Annotated in this window: 14 protein-coding genes; 7 read left to right on the top strand and 7 right to left on the bottom strand. The window is 63.3% G+C overall.

Annotated elements, in window-relative coordinates:
- Positions 1 to 2: 2 nt before the first annotated feature.
- From NGR_RS13010 to NGR_RS13000, 3 genes are all read right to left on the bottom strand, one after another.
- Positions 3 to 1,145, bottom strand: a complete 1,143-nt coding sequence (locus tag NGR_RS13010; protein WP_164924582.1) for an ABC transporter ATP-binding protein — start codon at positions 1,143 to 1,145, stop codon at positions 3 to 5.
- A gap of 130 nt (positions 1,146 to 1,275) precedes the next feature.
- Positions 1,276 to 2,370 carry a polyamine ABC transporter substrate-binding protein gene (locus tag NGR_RS13005; RefSeq protein ID WP_012706911.1) on the bottom strand — a complete coding sequence of 365 codons (1,095 nt, stop codon included), beginning with the start codon at positions 2,368 to 2,370 and terminating at the stop codon, positions 1,276 to 1,278.
- 297 nt (positions 2,371 to 2,667) lie between these two features.
- Entirely contained in the window at positions 2,668 to 4,077 is a 1,410-nt protein-coding gene (locus NGR_RS13000; protein WP_012706910.1) for a helix-turn-helix domain-containing protein, read from the bottom strand.
- A gap of 470 nt (positions 4,078 to 4,547) precedes the next feature.
- Between NGR_RS13000 and NGR_RS12995 the strand changes: the two genes are divergently transcribed.
- The gene (locus tag NGR_RS12995; RefSeq protein ID WP_012706908.1) at positions 4,548 to 4,787 is read left to right on the top strand and encodes an SMc00767 family acetate metabolism repressor; all 240 of its coding nucleotides are present in this window, start codon (positions 4,548 to 4,550) and stop codon (positions 4,785 to 4,787) included.
- A 183-nt stretch (positions 4,788 to 4,970) separates the two neighbouring features.
- Here the strand turns inward: NGR_RS12995 and NGR_RS12990 are convergent, their stop codons facing one another.
- Positions 4,971 to 5,846, bottom strand: a complete 876-nt coding sequence (locus tag NGR_RS12990; protein WP_012706907.1) for a LysR family transcriptional regulator — start codon at positions 5,844 to 5,846, stop codon at positions 4,971 to 4,973.
- Positions 5,847 to 5,935: 89 nt separating this feature from the next.
- On the opposite strand from NGR_RS12990, the gene NGR_RS12985 reads away from it, so the two are divergent.
- On the top strand, positions 5,936 to 6,127 hold the full coding sequence (locus NGR_RS12985) for a hypothetical protein (RefSeq protein ID WP_164924173.1): 192 nt from the start codon (positions 5,936 to 5,938) through the stop codon (positions 6,125 to 6,127).
- Between the two features lie 90 nt (positions 6,128 to 6,217).
- On the opposite strand, the gene NGR_RS12980 is transcribed toward NGR_RS12985, so the two are convergent.
- The 3 genes from NGR_RS12980 to NGR_RS12975 all read right to left on the bottom strand — a co-directional run bounded on the left by NGR_RS12980 (position 6,218) and on the right by NGR_RS12975 (position 10,636).
- A complete protein-coding gene (locus NGR_RS12980; protein ID WP_012706906.1) occupies positions 6,218 to 8,743 on the bottom strand; it encodes a methyl-accepting chemotaxis protein in 2,526 nt (841 codons plus the stop codon).
- 346 nt (positions 8,744 to 9,089) lie between these two features.
- A complete protein-coding gene (locus tag NGR_RS32310; protein ID WP_165447143.1) occupies positions 9,090 to 9,230 on the bottom strand; it encodes a hypothetical protein in 141 nt (46 codons plus the stop codon).
- Between the two features lie 221 nt (positions 9,231 to 9,451).
- Positions 9,452 to 10,636 (bottom strand): NAD(P)/FAD-dependent oxidoreductase, encoded by a 1,185-nt coding sequence (locus tag NGR_RS12975; protein ID WP_012706905.1) that lies wholly within the window; start codon positions 10,634 to 10,636, stop codon positions 9,452 to 9,454.
- Positions 10,637 to 10,854: 218 nt separating this feature from the next.
- On the opposite strand from NGR_RS12975, the gene NGR_RS12970 reads away from it, so the two are divergent.
- The 5 genes from NGR_RS12970 (at position 10,855) to edd (ending at position 17,890) form a co-directional block, all read left to right on the top strand.
- Positions 10,855 to 12,291 (top strand): glutamine synthetase family protein, encoded by a 1,437-nt coding sequence (locus tag NGR_RS12970; protein ID WP_012706904.1) that lies wholly within the window; start codon positions 10,855 to 10,857, stop codon positions 12,289 to 12,291.
- Between the two features lie 17 nt (positions 12,292 to 12,308).
- Entirely contained in the window at positions 12,309 to 13,595 is a 1,287-nt protein-coding gene (locus NGR_RS12965) for an NAD(P)/FAD-dependent oxidoreductase (RefSeq protein WP_012706903.1), read from the top strand.
- A 166-nt stretch (positions 13,596 to 13,761) separates the two neighbouring features.
- The gene (zwf, locus tag NGR_RS12960) at positions 13,762 to 15,237 is read left to right on the top strand and encodes a glucose-6-phosphate dehydrogenase (protein ID WP_012706902.1); all 1,476 of its coding nucleotides are present in this window, start codon (positions 13,762 to 13,764) and stop codon (positions 15,235 to 15,237) included.
- A 9-nt stretch (positions 15,238 to 15,246) separates the two neighbouring features.
- Positions 15,247 to 15,945, top strand: coding sequence for a 6-phosphogluconolactonase (gene pgl / locus NGR_RS12955; RefSeq protein WP_012706901.1), 699 nt, complete (start codon positions 15,247 to 15,249; stop codon positions 15,943 to 15,945).
- A gap of 124 nt (positions 15,946 to 16,069) precedes the next feature.
- Entirely contained in the window at positions 16,070 to 17,890 is a 1,821-nt protein-coding gene (gene edd / locus NGR_RS12950) for a phosphogluconate dehydratase (RefSeq protein WP_012706900.1), read from the top strand.
- Position 17,891: the final 1 nt, after the last annotated feature.

Genomic DNA, 17,891 nt, shown 5'->3' with positions numbered 1-17,891 from the left:
CTTCAATCCTTCAACACCACGCCCGCATCTTCGCCGAACGAGATCCAGATCTGCTGGTCGTAACCAAGCGGATCCTCGACGGCGCGCACGGCATTGAGCGACGACGCCTTGACGACCTTGCCGTCCTTGAGGCGGACATGGAAGACGGTCATGTCGCCGAGATAGCCGATATCCCAGATCTCGCCCTCGGCCGTATTGATCGGTGCGTGGGCAGGTGGCTGGCGGCTGATCCTGATCTTCTCCGGACGAATGGCGACGGCAGCCTTTGCACCGCTCGCGAGATTCTCCACCGACGCCATGCGGAGCGGAATGCCACCGGTCGTCTCGATCCGGACTAAGGCCCCTTCCGCCGCGGTCACCGTTCCATCGAACAGGTTCACGTCGCCGATGAAGTCGGCAACGAAACGCGAATTCGGCGCCTCGTAGATTTCGGCCGGCGTCGCCACCTGGACGACCTTGCCGTGACTCATGACGGCAATGCGGTCGGCCATGGTCATCGCCTCTTCCTGGTCATGGGTGACGATGACGAAGGTGAGGCCGAGGTCCTGCTGCAGATCCATCAGTTCGAACTGGGTTTCCTCGCGCAGCTTCTTGTCGAGCGCGCCGAGCGGCTCGTCGAGCAGCAGCACCTTGGGCCGCTTGGCCAGCGATCGGGCGAGCGCCACCCGCTGCCGCTGGCCGCCGGACAGCTGATGCGGCTTGCGCTGGGCGAATTTCTCGAGCTTGACGAGCTTCAGCATCTGCGCCACCCGCTCGGCGATCTCGGGCTTCGGCATGCCGTCCTGCTTCAGTCCGAAAGCGATGTTGTTCTCGACCGTCATGTGCGGGAACAGCGCGTAGGACTGGAACATCATGTTGACGGGCCGCCGATAGGGCGGGATGCCGGCGAGGTTCTGGCCATCGAGGATGATTTCGCCGGAGGTCGGCTGCTCGAAGCCGGCGAGCATGCGCAACAGGGTCGACTTGCCGCAACCGGAAGCGCCGAGCAGCGCGAAGAACTCGCGCGTGTAGATGTTCAGCGAAAGATCGTCGACGGCGATGAAGTCGCCGAACTTCTTTGTGACGTTCTTGACGGAAATGAAGGGCTTGGAGGCGGGGTCCGCCCATGGTGCGAAAGAACGCCGGATACTACCGAGAGACTTCATCATTCAACCCCGAATGCCACACTCGATGGACGCGGCGTCGGCGCCCATCCGCTGCGAATTGAAACCGTTTCTGCAACCCGCTCTCAAGAAATTGCCCGGAGCAGAGGTCCGGGCAATTCGTTCTTCGCTCTTACTGACCGGTGACGATCTTCGTCCACAGCCTTGTCAGCACCCTCTGCTCCTTGGGTTCGAACGGCGTGACAGTGAAGAGTTTCTGCATCACGTCGTCCGTCGGATAGATGGCCGTATCTTCGAGCACTTCCCTGTCGAGGAATTGTTGCGAGGCCTTGTTGCCATTGGCGTAGAACACGTAGTTCGACGCCTTGGCGATGACCTCCGGCTTCATCATGAAGTTGATGAATTCATGCGCCTCGGCGACATGCGGCGCGTCGGCCGGCATCGCCAGCATGTCGAACCACATCTGCGCCCCTTGCGCGGGGATCGAATAGTCGACGGTCACGCCGGCCTTCGCCTCGGCGGCGCGGTCGCGCGCCTGGAAGATATCGCCGGAAAATCCGACGGCCAGGCAGATGTCGCCGTTTGCCAGGGCATTGATGTATTCCGAAGAGTGGAACTTGCGGATATAGGGCCGGACCTTCAAGAGCACGTCGGCTGCCTTTTCGAGGTCCGCCGGATCGTGACTATCCGGGTTGAGGCCAAGATAGGCCAGCGCTGAAGGTATGATGTCGGTCGGCGAATCGAGCAGATGGATGCCGCAATCCTTGAACTTCGCCGCGATCTCGGGATTGAAGATGACATCCCAGTTGGGCTTCGCGTCTGTGCCGAGGATTTCCTTCATCTTGTCGACATTGTAGCCGATGCCGGTGGTGCCCCACATATAGTCGACGGCATATTCGTTGCCCGGATCGTACTTGGCCGTACGCTCCAGGATAAGATCCCACATGTTGGAGAGGTTCGGCAGTTTCGATTTGTCGAGCTTCTGGAATACGCCTGCGGCGATCTGGCGCTGCAGGAAATATGCGGTCGGCACCACGACATCGTAGCCGGAGCCGCCGGCAAGCAGTTTGGTTTCGAGGATTTCGTTTGAGTCGAAGACGTCATAGACGACCTTGATGCCGGTCTCCTTGGTGAACTCCTCGAGAATGCTTTCATCGATGTAATCCGACCAATTATAGACGTTGACGACCCGCTCCTGTGCGGAAGCGAGCGTGGCCGATCCCGCCAGCATTGCGGCCGCCAAGGTTGCGACGATGAATTTGGACATACAACTCCCCTTGTTTATGGCTCGAAACACGCCGCATGTTTGCGCTGCGGTCGCGCCCTGTCTGTTGTTCGTTGCATGCCGCAAGTTAGGCATGTTTCTCCGTAACCTCAAGCGCTTTCGCACCGGGCAAATCTGCCATCCCCCGGTCGATTGCATTTTCACAAGCACAAGCAAAATCCGGGGCTTATGCGCCGGTCCGCCACCCAGCGGCGAACGGCCGCGCCGTCTCCATCTCGCGGTCGCAGCAAGCCGGCACGGGCGGTTTGCACGGCATCAAAAACCTGCTTGAGCACGGGGTTATTGAAAGTCGAATACGCTCAAGCCCGTCGCCATCTCGTCGAGGCCGAGCGGTCGGGTGACCGGCGGCTCGGCGCGCGCCAGACAGCCCTGCCGCTCGCAGAGGCGGCAGACCGGTCCGACGGCAATCGGGGGCAGGCGCGCCGCCCCATAGACCGTCTCCTGCGCGAAGCCGGCATCGCAACCGATCAGCAGCGCGGTGCGCCTGACCCGCTCCTGGAAGCTCGCCTGGGGTCCCTCGACCGTCCGGGCGACGGTCAGGAACTCACCGCCGTCCGGCATTTCCACCCGATCGACAAGGATCTGCCCCGGCACGGCAAAGGCCGCATGGATGTTGAGCTTCGGGCAGGCGCCGCCGAAGCGGGCATGCGGGAACCCCTGCGCCCCGGCGCGGCGCAGGCGATGGCCGGCATTGTCGATTTCCATCAGGAAGAACGGAATGCCGGCGGCGCCGGGCCGCTGCAACGACGTCAGTCGATTGGCTGCCTGTTCGAACGATACCTGAAAGCGTGCCCTCATGAGGTCGATATCGTATTTCGACCGCTGGGCTGCGGCATGGAAGGCCGCATAGGGCATCATCAGCGCATGGGCGGCATAACGCGCCAGCTGGAAACGGCCGATGCGGCGCGCCTCCGCGGCCGAGAAGGGGAACTGGTCGAGCTCCGCCATGATCGGCTCGTGACAGGCAATCGACGCGACCTCCATGGCGATTTCGAGCGTCTGGTCGAAGGGTGACAGCCGCTCCGAAATGAAGAGGCGCATCGAGTGGCGGTCGAAACGGCGGCGGAGATTCGGCATGACGTGAACCGGCAGCGTCCGTACGACAAGGCCGTGCTCCCTCTTCAGCCAGGCCTTCAACGCTGCTGGCAGGTCGTCCCCAGGCGACAGGCTCGCATGGAACGCTTCCATGGCCTCTTCGATGCGGGCGAAATGGTTCGGCCGCGCCTCGAAGGTCTCGCGGACCTCGTCGATCGGCAGCCGCGTGTCGGCAAGGCTCGCCATATGCCCCTGCCCGGCAAGCAACTCCGCCAGATCCTTCAGGCGCGACGCCTGCTCGCGATAGGCACGATAGAGCTTGACGACGCCGCCCGAAACATTCGGAGCCGCTTCGGTGACCTCGATCAGCTCCTGATCCCCCGGCAGCTCGCCGGCGAGCAGCGGATCGGCAAAGACCTCGCGCAACTCAGCAAGACTGCCGCCCGCCTCGCCCTGCAATTCTTCGAGATCGACCTTGTAGACCGAGGCGAGCTTGAGAAGGAGCTGCACCGTCAATGGTCGCTGGTTGCGCTCGATGAGGTTCAGGTAGGACGGCGAGATGCCGAGCGCCTCCGCCATGGCCGTCTGCGTCAGCTGAAGGCCGTTGCGGATTCGTCTGACGCGCGGTCCGGCGAAGATCTTGTTCTCGGCCACTTGTCACTCCCTTTACAGATTTGTCGCCGGAGCGCGTTTGACAAGATTTACATCTTTACTGCCTCGCCCTGTCAAACACAAGACAAACTAACCCCTTTTAACCCGGCGAAGCTGGAATAAATGTGGCTTGTTTATGCAGCGCAATGTAAAAACTGTCATATGGATTTACGAGCCAGTGCTGGCCAAGGCGGAAGCCGAGGCGCTTACCGTTTCGACGAGGAGAGATCTATGACTGATTTTTACAAACTCGCCGTGCCCGCCGGCTCCACCGGGGACCAGTCGTCGACGACAGCAATGAGAGAAGCGACCGCGCACGATCAGTTCGGCCCGGCCACAGAATGAATGCAAGGCCGGGGGCGCGCGACATCCCTGCCCGTTGCGCGCCCCGGAAGCACCGAAATCTCGAACCGCAAGCGATCCAGGAAAATGGTTTCCCCGCGACCGGCTCTAACCTTTGAAGGAGCACTCCCATGACAGTACAGACACGCGTCAAGGAACGGGCCGAGGAACAATCGTCGGCCATGACCCCGGACCAGCAGGCGGCGATCCGCATGGTTGCCAACGACCTGCATCGTCTCAACCAGTCGGTCATGAAGGCGGTCGAGGCCGGCGTCTCGGTCGAACTGGTGCGCTCGGCACGCCATCACGGCGGCGGCGGCAACTGGGGCGACCTGTTGATCCCGGTCATCGTCACCCAGGGACGGTCCTGATGGCGGCGCTCGCGTCGACGGCGGCCGCGCTTATGCTCTGCGCTGCGCTCTGGCGCGAGGTCCGGCACCGGGGGATGCAAGCCCTCCGTGTTCGGGTCTGCGAGAGGGGACCCCGTCCGCGCTGAGCGACTGGATCGCGGGTACGCATCGGCCGGCCGAAAGCCGGCCGATGCACATTTCCGGTCAAGCAACGTTCCGCCGCGGCCGCTTGCCGGCAAACAAGTCAGCGTGGCTGCGCAGCAACCGTGTCATCCGGTCGACGACGGTGCGAATATCGCGCCGGTGGCGGTCCTCATTGTTCATGACGATCCATTGGCGATGCCGGAGCGCCCCGATCTCCTCGCCGGCCCTTTCCAGTTGAGGATCGAGATCGCCGACGAAACAGGGCAGCACCGCCGTGCCCGCCCCGGCACGCGCCAGGTCGAGCAAGGACCGGGGACGGCTGACGGTTGCCACGATCCGCCCGGATGCGTTTTCGTGCGGCCAGCGCAGATAGGCCGACAGGGCATCCTCTTCGGCGACGGCGACCCAGCGATCCGATCCGCCGGGTGTATTCTTCTGGCGATAGGCGGCATAGGCGACCTCGCCGACCGGCCGGGAGGCGAGATAGGTCTCCTCCGGTTCGAAGGCGCGAATGCCGATGTCGCTCTCCCGATAGGCGAGGTTTGCCCGCGCCTCGCCGATCGACAGCGAAATGCCGAACAAGTCGCGTTCGGTGCAGATCGCCGGGAAGTTTTCCGCGATCAGCCACGCGCCCCAGGTGCCCGCCGCAATGCGGATGATCGTCGCGCCCTCGCCTTCCTTCTGCCAGCTTTCGACCTTGCGGGCCGCCGCCTCCATCTCCTGCAACTGCTCGAACAGGAAACGGCCCTCGGCCGTCAGCGCATAGCCGGTCTGGCTGCGGACGAAGAGGACGCGCCCGGTGCGCTCCTCCAGCTCCAGCATCCGCCGGCCGATCGTGGCGGGGCTCAACCCCGTCGCCTGCGCCGCCCCGGTCAGCCCGCCGCCGCGCGCCACGGTCATGAAACAGCGATAGACGTCCCAATCCATGTTTTTCATGGCTGAAAAATGTATGAGGAAATCGACTGTATGTAAAACGGTTTCAGATGCATAAAAGAGGGGATGCCCAAGAGAGAAGGAGCATCACCATGGATATGATGGCAATGGCCGTGCTGTTCGACATGGCCTCGAGAAACCGCCGTCGGGACGAACAATTCGAGCCCCGATCGAGAGACCGAACGGAAACCGTCGCGGAACAGCTGCTTGCCGCGCTCTTCCGCAAGTCTCGACCGGTCGAGAGATGCGACGATTGCGATGGCGTACCGTACATGGCGCCTTAAATTCCGCCCCCGCTCGGATCAAACGGCAACGCCGCGCATCGAGGATGCGCGGCGTGCAGCTACAGTATCCTATGGCGGAGGGAGAATCCGTTACGCGGCGCGGTAAACCTGACCGGCACCGTTCTCCGGTTCCAGGCGGAACTGCTCGACCAGCATCATCAGCGTATCGGCCTGGGTTGCCAGGGCGCGGCTGGTGGCCGTCGCTTCCTCGACCATCGAGGCGTTCTGCTGGGTCATCTGGTCCATCTGGTTGACGGAGCCGTTGACCTCATGCAGCGCAGTCGCCTGGTCGCGGCTTGCGGTGGCGATCATGTCGACATGCTGGCTGACGGTGACGATCTGCGCGCTGATCGAGGCGAGCACGGCGCCGGTTTCCTTGACGAGCAGCGAACCGGAGCTGACCTCGTCGGTCGACTTGTTGATGAGCCCCTTGATTTCCCGCGCCGCCTCGGCCGAGCGCTGCGCCAGTTCGCGAACCTCCTGGGCGACGACCGCAAAGCCCTTGCCCGCCTCGCCGGCGCGGGCCGCCTCGATGCCGGCGTTCAAGGCCAGCAGGTTGGTCTGGAAGGCGATGTCGTCGATGACCTCGATGATCTGTTCGATCTGGCGCGAGGCATCCTCGATGCGGCCCATGGCGGCGATGGCATTGGCGACCACGGTCGCCGAGCTGTCGGCGCTTCGCTTGGTTTCGGAAACCGACTGGTTCGCCTCGTGGGCGCGCTCCGCCGAGGAGCGCACCGTCGCGGTGATCTGGTCGACGGCGGCTGCAGTCTGTTCGAGCGAAGCGGCCTGCGCCTCAGTTCGCCGCGACAGCGCATCGGCGGATTGATGCATGTTGGCCCCGCCCTGCTGAATCGCCTGGGCATTGCCGCGGATCTGCGCCAGCGTGTCCTGCAGGCGGATGAGCGAGCCGTTGAAGTCCTGCCGCAACTGCTCCAGGCGCCCGTGGAAAGGCACCTCGATCTGCTGGGAGAGATCGCCCTGGGCAAGCCTCCCGAGCCCGGCCGCCAGTTCGCTGACGGCGACATCGATCTGCCGGTCGAGCTCGCGCTTGTCCGCGTCGTTGCGGTTGCGCTCGGCTTCGGAACGGGCGCGCTCTTCGGCACTCTCGGCCTCGATGCGCACCTTCGAAAGGGCATTCTCCTTGAAGACGCCCAAGGCGCGCGCCATGTCGCCGATCTCGTCGCGCCGCGCATCGCCATCGATCGCCGTGTCGAGCATGCCGTCGGCGAGGCGACGCATGGCCGCGGTGATCTGTCCGATCGGCCGTTTCAGCGTCAGCGTCAGCGCGATGCCGGCGAGCAGCGCGATCACCACGCCGGCCACCGTGGCGGCGACGGAGATCTGGTTGGCTTCCTCGCGCTCCGTGCCGGCGGCGACCTTCTGCTGCTCGGCAAATCCGGTGAGGTCGTTCCAGATCTCGTTGATCGACGCGCCGGCGGCATTGAATTCCGCCGTCCGCTTGTCGGTGATCTCGACCAGAGAAACGCCATCCTTCTTCATCGCGTCGATGATCGGCACGACCACGTCCGCCGTTGCGTCGAAGAAGCTCAGGTCCTTCGCTATACCACGCAGGGTCGTGAGGTTGGCCTGGACGGCCAGGAACTTGTCGAGAAGCTTCTGGCGATTCTCCTCTGTCGTGTTGCCGAGGAAGGCTGCGGTGGCGATCTGAATCTCGGTGATCGAGACGGACAGCCGGCGCGTGGCGGTCAGAACGGACTCCGTCGCGGCAATCTTGCTGTCGAGCTCGGCGAAGATCTGCGTCGCCTCGCGCATCTTTCCGACCGAGGCAGCCTCCAGTCGGAAGCTGGCATTGCGGAATCGATCGACGAATTTCGCAAGGCCGCCAAGGGTTTCCGGGGCTGCCGGCGCCTTGATCAGCGCGCCGATCCCCCCCGCGGCCGAATTGACCGTCTCGGCCAGGGACTTTTCGCCCTTGGGCAGGAGGGTGAAGATGTCGCGCTGCGTGCGGCTGATCCGCGGGAAGAGCTCCTGCGCGACCTTCACCTTTTCCTCGACAGTGATGGCCTTGCTGACTTCCGTGGCGAATTCCGTGTAGAAACGGCTGGCACGCATGAGCTTTTCGGCATTGCGCAGCATCGTCTTCGCCGCGTTCTCGTCCTTGCGGACGGCGTATTGCAGCCGGTTCGTCTCATCACTGATCTTCACCTGCTCCGCGGCCAACTTCTCGAGATTGGCCTTCGTCGCCGCGCGCAGCTTCTGTTCCCCTTCGTGCAGCGTCCAGAGTCCGTCGATACGCGCCTCGATGTCGTTGGTGGCCACGATCGCGGCGTCCAGTTCCGTTTCGCCGCTTGCGCCTGCGACCTGCGCGGCCGTGTCAGCCAGGACCTGTTCCTGCGCGGCGATCGTGTCCAGAACCGCGTTGCGGCTCTCCTCGGTGGTCTCGTGCAGGAACTGATTCATCCCCGCATAGACATCCTTGAAGCCGCTCAGCGTCTGCAGCACGCTGTTGGAGATCTCCATGCGGCCCTGCAGCAGGCCCGAGGCATAGAGGCCGGTAATGCCGACCGCCGTGATGCTGACGACGAACGGCAGGATGAAGAACAGAACCTTCGTCTGGATCTTGAAGCGGGCAAGAATCCTGTCAATGAGCATGGAAAACACCTTGGCTCGCAGCGCGCGTTTGGCCTCCCCATGGCGCCAAGCGTCCGACAGAACGCTTAGGCGCCACCCGATGCGCAAACAGGCTGATGTTTTTCGGAAGTCATGCGGCGCACGCCGCCAATCCGTCGGCAATCATTGCGGGACCGCACCGCTTCACGCGGCGAGGTCCTGACGGACTCTCGTCTTCGCCATATTCGTTTTGAACGATTAAGATTTTTATAAGCGCGGCGTTCGCCGGAGGGCGATCTCGCTGGAGTGGCCTAACCCAGTTCCGCGGCCTGCGCTCGCATGCGCGGCATGCCGTCCGCGAAGCGCTTCCGCTCGCGAGCAGAAAGGATCAGAGAGCGGAGAAAACTGCCGATGCGGCGATCGCGAAAAACGCAAGGGTCGCGGCGAAAGCGATCAATTCGCCTTGCGAGCGGCTCTCATCGGCGCGGGCGATGGCAATGGCATGGGGACGGCGACGTTTCTGGGTCATGGCATCCAGTCCTTCCTGTTTGGCAGGACCATTGGGGTCATGCCATGCGCTTCATGGTGCTACCATCCTGCGGCTGAGGAAAGGCCATGAATTGGAAACAGTCTGGTCTCTGTCTTGGACCGTTCCGCCAGTCCTCTGCCGGCTGTGGAGCCATGCAAAGCAGGTTCGATTATTTCCCTTAAGAATGGCTGAAGACGCAAATCACCATTTTTGCGCCGGCGTTACACGTCTTGACCGGCGGCGAAGCCGGAAGCCCAGGCCCATTGAAAGTTATAGCCGCCCAGCCATCCGGTCACGTCGACGCATTCGCCGATGAAATAGAGGCCGGGAATGTTCGTCGCTCGCATGGTGCGTGAGTCGAGGGCGCGCGTGTCGACCCCGCCAAGCGTCACCTCGGCGGTCCGGTAGCCCTCGGTTCCGGCCGGCTTCAAGGTCCAGGCCTGAATGGAAGCCGACAGTGCATCGATCGCCTTGTCGGAGAGATCGGCAAGCAGGCGCCCGGCAAGCTTTGCCTCCTCGGCGAAGAATTGCGCGAGCCGCCGCGGCAGGATGTCGGCAAGGGCGGTCTGCGCCGCCTGGCGGCCGCCCGTGCGGCGCATGCCCTTGAGGATCGAGGCAATGTCGATGTCGGGCATCAATCTGAGGACGATCTCCGCGCCCTCGCGCCAATAGGAGGAGATCTGCAGGATCGCCGGCCCGCTCAAACCGCGATGGGTGACGAGCACCGCCTCGCGGAAGGCAATTTTGCCGAAGCGGACTTCGGCGTCGGCCGCCACACCGGCAAGGCCGCCGAGCTTTTCGAGTTGGGCCGGATCGAGCGTAAATGGCACCAGTGCTGGCCGCGTCTCGACGACCGGCAGGCCGAACTGCTCGGCAATCCGATAGGCAAGCCCCGTCGCGCCCATCTTCGGGATGGATTTGCCGCCGCTCGCAACCACAAGCGACGCGGTATCGACCGTTCCGGCGCTGGTCGCCACACGGAAACCCGAGGCGGTCCGTTCCACGGCCGAGATCGTCGTCTCGAGCCGCAGCATCGCGCCTACCTCCTTCATCTCCGCAAGCAGCATGCGGATGATGTCCTTGGCCGAATGGTCGCAGAAAAGCTGCCCCAGCGTCTTCTCATGCCAGGCGATGCCGTGCCGCTCGACGAGCGATACGAAATCCTGCGGGCGATAGCGGGCAAGCGCCGATTTGCAGAAATGCGGATTGTCGGAAAGGAAGTTCTTCGGACCGGCATGAATATTGGTGAAATTGCAGCGGCCGCCGCCTGAAATGCGGATCTTCTCGCCGGGTGCCCTGGCATGGTCGATGACGACGACGCGGCGGCCGCGCTTTCCCGCCTCGATTGCGCACATCATGCCGGCGGCGCCCGCCCCGATGATCACCACATCCTGTGTCTCGATCACGCAATGCCCTCTTAGGGTTTCCCGCCTTCCTCTCCGGCGAAGGGCGAAAAGTCAATTGCGAAGCACACACAGCGCCGTGCGTCTTCAGAGGCACAAGGTCGCTGTTAATTTGAGATCCTGCATGTTTCCTTAAATCGGATCCGATTTAAGGAAACATGCAGTAGCCAATTGCCGCGGTGCAGCTATGATGCGCTATCCGAAGCAGAATCCGGTGATTTATGTCTTCCAAGAGAAGCGTTGGCCAACAAACGGCAAAGGTCAGCAAGAGTTCAGGAGTCCCCCTTGCCCTGCATGCGCCACGAGGCGTCAAGACCTGGAAGGAGGCGGTCGACTGGCTGAAAATCCGCGGCATTGAAGATATCGAGTGCATCACCCCCGACCTGGCCGGCGTGCCGCGCGGCAAGATGATGCCGACCTCGAAATTCACGTCCAATACATCGCTGGCGCTGCCATCGGCGATCTACCGCCACACGATTTCCGGCGAGTATCCGGAGGAGACCGGCCAGTTCCGCTACGACTCCCGCGACAGCGACATCAAGCTGGTGCCGGACCTTTCGACCATTTCCATCGTCCCGTGGGAAAGCGATCCGACCGCGCAGGTGATCTGCGATATCGTCGGCTCGCAGGGCGAGCAGATCAGCTACACGCCGCGCAACGTCCTGAAGCGCGTCCTCGACCTCTATCGCCAGAAGGGCTGGAAACCGGTCGTCGCGCCCGAGATCGAGTTCTATCTCGTCGCCCAGAACGACGATCCGGACTATCCGCTGCGCCCGCCGAAGGGTCGCTCCGGACGCTCCATTCTCGGCGGCCAGGGCTATTCCATCGCCGGCATCAACGAATTCGATGAACTGATCGACGACATCTACCATTTCTCGGAAAAGCAGGGGCTCGAGATCGACACGCTGATCCACGAGGAGGGGCCGGCGCAGCTCGAGATCAACCTGAGGCACGGCGATCCGATCGAACTGGCCGACCAAGTCTTCATGTTCAAGCGCACGATCCGCGAAGCGGCGCTCAAGCACGGCATCTACGCCACCTTCATGGCAAAACCGATGCAGGGCCAGCCGGGGTCGGCGATGCACATCCATCAGTCGGTCATCGATATCGAGACCGGCCGCAATATCTTCTCCAGCCCGGACGGCTCGCCTTCCAAGGAGTTCTTCGCCTTCATAGGCGGCATGCAGCATTACGTGCCGAAGACGCTGTCGATGATGGCGCCTTACGTGAACTCCTACCGGCGGCTGACGCCGGACATGTCGGCGCCGGTCAACACGGCCTGGGGTTACGACAACCGGACGACGGCGTTCCGCATTCCGGTCTCGGACCCGGTCGCCAGGCGCATCGAAAACCGCCTGCCGAGCTCCGATGCGAACCCGTATCTGGCACTCGCCGCCTCGCTCGGCTGCGGCTATCTCGGCATCATGGAGGACCTGCAGCCGACGCCGCCCTCGGAAGACACCGCCAATGAGGGCGAGATCGATCTGCCGCGCGGCCTGCTCGAAGCCATCTCGCTGCTCGAATCCGAGCCTTCGTTGGCAGAGGTCTTCAGCGCCGAGTTCATCGCCATCTATGCCGGCGTGAAGCGCGGCGAGTTCGAGACCTTCATGCAGGTCATCAGCCCGTGGGAACGTGAATTCCTGCTCCTCAACGTCTGACACGAGGAGCATTCGGAATGGAATGGCAAAGCCCGATCTCGCCCGGAATCTCCTGGTACGAGGCGACCGTCCCGGACAGGCCTGGCTATCCGGCCATGCCGGGCTCGCGGCGGGCCGACGTCGCCATTGTCGGCGGCGGCTATACCGGGCTGCAGGCGGCCTACAACCTTGCGAAGGGCGGCGCCGATGTGACGCTGATCGACGCCTGCCGATTCGGCGACGGCGCCTCGGGGCGCAACGGCGGGCAATTCGGCACGGGCCAGCGCGCCTGGGCCGACGAAGCGGAAGAGACGCTCGGGCACGAGCGGGCGCAACTGCTTTTCGACATGGCGGAAAACGCCAAGCGCTACGTACTCGACTTCGCCAGCGAGCACAGGATCGACATCGAATTTGTGCCCGGCCAGCTCTCTGTCAGTCACAAGAAGAGCTTCGAGACCGACTATCGCCGCCATGTCGATGCGATGGCCGAGCGGTTCGGCTATCCGCATCTCACCTTCATGGATCGTGAGGAGACGTCAAGCCGGCTCGGCTCGAGCCATTACCACTTCGGCATCCGCGACACCGGCACCGGCCATATCCATCCGATGAAGCTGCTGGTCGGCCTGACTAGGCAGGCGGCGCTTGCCGGAGCCAATCTCTATGAACAGACGAAGGCGCTGAAAATCGAGAAAAAGGGCGGCGCGGTCGTCATCGAGACGAGCCGCGGCACGATTACCGCAGACCGGGCATTGATCGCCTGCAACGCCTATATCGGCGATCTCGAGCCGGTGACCGCCAGCCATGTCATGCCGATCCGCTCCTTCATCGGCGCCACACCGGTATTGAGGGACCACCCGGACATTCTTCCCGGTGGCGAGTCCGTCGACGACTCGCGCTTCGTGGTGCGCTATTTCCGCAAGTCGAAGGATGGCCGGCTGCTGTTCGGCGGGCGCGAAGCCTACACCGCCGACAACCCGCGCGACATTTCGAGCCACATTCGCCGCCAGATCCACGAGATCTACCCGGCGCTTGCCGACATCGACATCACCCATGCCTGGGGGGGCTCGGTTGGCATCACCATGCCGCGCCAACCCTTCTGCCGCGAGGTCATGCCGGGAGTGACGAGTATCGGCGGCTATTCCGGCCACGGCGTCATGCTCGCCAACTATTGCGGCAAGCTCTATGCCGGCCTCGCGCTCGGCAGAGCGACGGAGCTGGAGCTTCTGAGAGAGCTGAAAATACCGGCTTTCCCCGGAGGAACACGCTTCCGATCGGTCCTGCTCTTCCTTGCGCTGAGCTGGTATGCCTTGCGCGATCGACTTTAGAGCCGCATGCTTCTGAAGCCGGACCCGACTCCTTGGGAAGGATCCATCTGTAGAGCTTCGTGCTTTCGAAAACTTGGGCAGATACGATTTTGTTGCGTTGCACCCTAGCGCTTTTAAATCGATTAGATTATATCTGCCCCGACCTGAACGAGATCGAGAACATCCCATGAGCAGCCAGATCATTCCTGTCGAACCGTTTGACTATGTCGTGTTCGGCGGCACCGGCGATCTTGCGGAGCGCAAGCTGTTGCCGGCCCTCTACCATCGGCAGATCGAAGGCCAGTTCTCCGAGCCGACGCGAATCATCGGCGCCTCGCGCGCCGCCCTCACCGATGGGGAATATCGCCAATTCGCCTCCGATGCGCTGAAGGAACACCTGAAGCCCGGCGAGTTCGACGAGGCGGAGGTGGAGACATTCACCTCGCGGCTCCACTACGTCTCCGTCGACGCCAAGTCCGAGCAGGGCTGGGACGATCTCAAGAAGATACTGGACGAAGGCAAGGATCGCACCCGCGCCTTCTATCTTGCCGTCGGGCCGGCGATCTTCGGCGATATCTCGGAAAAGATCCGCGATCACAAGCTCATCACCAGGAACACCCGCATCGTCGTCGAAAAGCCGATCGGACGGGATCTCGCTTCGGCGACCGAGTTGAACGACACGATCGGCAAGGTGTTCCGCGAAGAGCAGATCTTCCGCATCGACCACTATCTGGGCAAGGAAACGGTGCAGAACCTGATGGCGCTGCGCTTCGCCAACGCGCTCTACGAGCCGCTGTGGAATTCGGCCCATATCGACCATGTGCAGATCACCGTCGCCGAATCGGTCGGCCTGGAAAATCGGGCCGGCTACTACGATAAGGCGGGCGCACTGCGTGACATGGTGCAGAACCATATTCTCCAGCTCGTCTGCTTCGTCGCGATGGAAGCACCGACCTCGATGGATGCGGAAGCGGTGCGCGACGAGAAGCTCAAAGTCCTCCGCGCCCTGAAGCCGATCACCGCCGCCAATGTCGAGCAGGTCACGGTGCGCGGCCAGTATCGCGCCGGCGCATCGGCCGGCGGTCCGGTCAAGGGTTATCTCGAAGAGCTCGAAGGCGGCGTTTCCAACACGGAGACCTTCGTGGCGATCAAGGCCGAGATCAGCAACTGGCGCTGGGCGGGCGTGCCATTCTACATCCGCACCGGCAAGCGCATGGCCGGCCGCATGTCGGAGATCGTCATCACCTTCAAGCAGATCCCGCATTCGATCTTCGACAACAGCGCCGGGCGCATCTCCGCCAACCAGCTGATGATCCGCCTGCAGCCGAACGAGGGCGTCAAGCAATCGCTGATGATCAAGGATCCTGGACCGGGCGGCATGCGCCTCAGGAACGTGCCGCTCGACATGAGCTTCGCCGAGGCCTTCGGCGTGCGCAACGCCGACGCCTATGAGCGGCTGCTGCTCGACGTCATCCGCAACAACCAGACGCTGTTCGTGCGCCGTGACGAGGTCGAGGCGGCCTGGCAATGGATCGATCCGATCCTCAAAGCCTGGGAAACCGCTGGACAACAGGTCCAGGGCTACACTGCCGGCACCTGGGGGCCGAGCCAGGCGATCGCGCTGATCGAGCGCGACGGCCGCACCTGGAACGACACGATCTAGGACCGGCCGATGAGCGAGACCCTGCATACCTACGAAAACGGAGCGGCCCTGGCGGAGGGGCTTGCCGATGCGGTGAGCGCCAGGCTCGCGGCCGCCATTGCAGAGCGCGGCGCGGCAAGCATCGCGGTATCGGGCGGCTCGACGCCGAAGGCGTTTTTCCGCGCCCTGTGCGCGCGCGATATCGACTGGGCGAAGGTGACGATCACGCTCGTCGACGAGCGCTTCGTGCCGCCGGAAAGCGACCGTTCCAATCACGCACTCGTCGCGGCCAACCTGATGCAGAACAGGGCGGCCGCGGCGCAGTTCGTGCCGCTCTATCACGCCGCTGCGACGGCCGAGGCTGCGGCTGCGATCGCAAGCGAGAAAACGGCCGGCATCGCTGCCCCCTTCGACGTCGTCGTTCTCGGCATGGGAACGGACGGGCATACGGCGTCGTTCTTTCCCGGCGGGACGCGCCTCGAAGAGGCGCTCGACCCGGCGACCCGACGCGGCGTGATCACCATGGAGGCCGCCGGGGCCGGCGAAACCCGCCTCACCTTTACCTTCTCCAGCCTTCATGATGCCGGATATCTGGTCCTGCACATCGAGGGCGAGGGAAAGAGGGAGGTCCTTGGCCGGGCGGAAGCAGCGGGCGAGGAGACCGAAATGCCGATCCGCGCCATGCTGCGGCGGGCGGCATCGCCGCTGCAGATCTACTGGGCGCCCTGACGCGTCCGGACAAGATACAGAAATTCAAAAGCGTTACAGCGACACACGTCTGGAACCATTGCCGCTGTAAGCCGATGACAGGATGAAGATCAAGGGGTCCGAAGACTCCGGAACAGGATGTGCCATGTCCGCCGATTCCCGCATTGCCGCCATTACCGCCCGGATCGTCGAGCGTTCGAAGCCCTATCGCGAACCCTACCTCGATCGCGTCCGCAGCGCCGCAGCGACCGGACCGCACCGCAGCGTGCTCGGCTGCGGTAACCTGGCACACGGATTTGCCGTCTGTTCCCCCGCCGAGAAGGTGGCGCTCGCCGGCGACCGCGTCCCGAACCTCGGCATCATCACCTCCTATAACGACATGCTCTCGGCGCATCAGCCGTTCGAGACCTATCCGGCGCTGATCCGCGAGGCGGCCCGCGAGGCGGGCGGCGTGGCGCAGGTCGCCGGCGGCGTGCCGGCGATGTGCGACGGCGTCACCCAGGGCCAGCCCGGCATGGAACTGTCGCTCTTCTCTCGCGACCTAATCGCCATGGCCGCCGGCATCGGCTTGTCGCACAACATGTTCGATGCGGCGGTCTATCTCGGCGTCTGCGACAAGATCGTGCCGGGGCTGGTGATCGCGGCGCTGACCTTCGGCCACCTGCCCGCCGTCTTCGTACCGGCCGGGCCGATGACCTCGGGCCTGCCGAACGACGAGAAGGCAAAAGTCCGCCAGCTCTTCGCCGAAGGCAAGGTCGGCCGCGACGAGCTGCTCGAGGCGGAATCGAAGTCCTATCACGGCCCAGGCACCTGTACGTTCTACGGCACGGCCAATTCCAACCAGATGCTGATGGAGATCATGGGTTTCCACCTGCCGGGCGCCTCCTTCATCAATCCCGGCACGCCGCTGCGCGACGCGCTCACCAAGGAAGCGGCGAAGCGGGCATTGGCGATCACCGCAATGGGCAACGAATTTACGCCGGCCGGCGAGATGATCGACGAGCGGTCGATCGTCAACGGCGTCGTCGGCCTGCATGCGACCGGCGGCTCGACCAACCACACCATGCACCTCGTCGCCATGGCGCGCGCCGCCGGCATCGTGCTCACCTGGCAGGATATCTCGGAGCTCTCCGACATCGTGCCACTGCTCGCCCGCGTCTATCCGAACGGGCTTGCCGACGTGAACCATTTCCACGCGGCCGGCGGAATGGGCTTCCTGATCGCACAGCTCCTGAAGACCGGCCTGCTGCACGACGACGTCCGGACCGTCTACGGCCAGGGACTCGAAGCTTATGCGATCGACGTGAAACTCGGCGAAAAGGGCACCGTCCAGCGCGAGCCGGCACCCGAAGAGAGCGCCGATCCGAAGGTGCTTTCAACCATCGATCAGCCGTTCCAACACACCGGCGGCCTGAAGATGCTGACCGGCAATATCGGCAAGGCGGTCATCAAGATCTCGGCCGTCAAGCCGGATCGCCATGTCATCGAGGCCCCCGCCAAGATCTTCAACGATCAGGCCGAATTGAACGCCGCCTTCAAGGCGGGCACGCTCGAAGGCGACTTCATCGCCGTCGTTCGCTTCCAGGGCCCGAAGGCCAACGGCATGCCGGAACTGCACAAGCTGACGACAATACTCGGCATCCTGCAGGATCGCGGCCAGAAGGTGGCGCTCGTCACCGACGGCCGCATGTCCGGCGCCTCCGGCAAGGTGCCGGCAGCGATCCACGTCACGCCGGAAGCCAAGGACGGCGGGCCGATCGCCCGCATCCAGGAGGGCGACATCATCCGTATCGACGCGGTCAAGGGGACGATCGAGGTCAAGGTCGATGACATTGCACTGAAGACGCGCGTGCCGGCGCATGTCGACCTTTCCGACAACGAGTTCGGCATGGGCCGCGAACTGTTCGCGCCGTTCCGCAAGATTGCCGGTGCTGCCGATCACGGGGGAAGCGTTCTGTTTAACTGAG

The organism is Sinorhizobium fredii NGR234 (assembly GCF_000018545.1).
GTDB lineage: Bacteria > Pseudomonadota > Alphaproteobacteria > Rhizobiales > Rhizobiaceae > Sinorhizobium > Sinorhizobium fredii_A.
The sequence above is the reverse complement of the archived record's forward strand: the minus strand, read 5'-3'. Positions and strand labels throughout refer to the sequence as shown.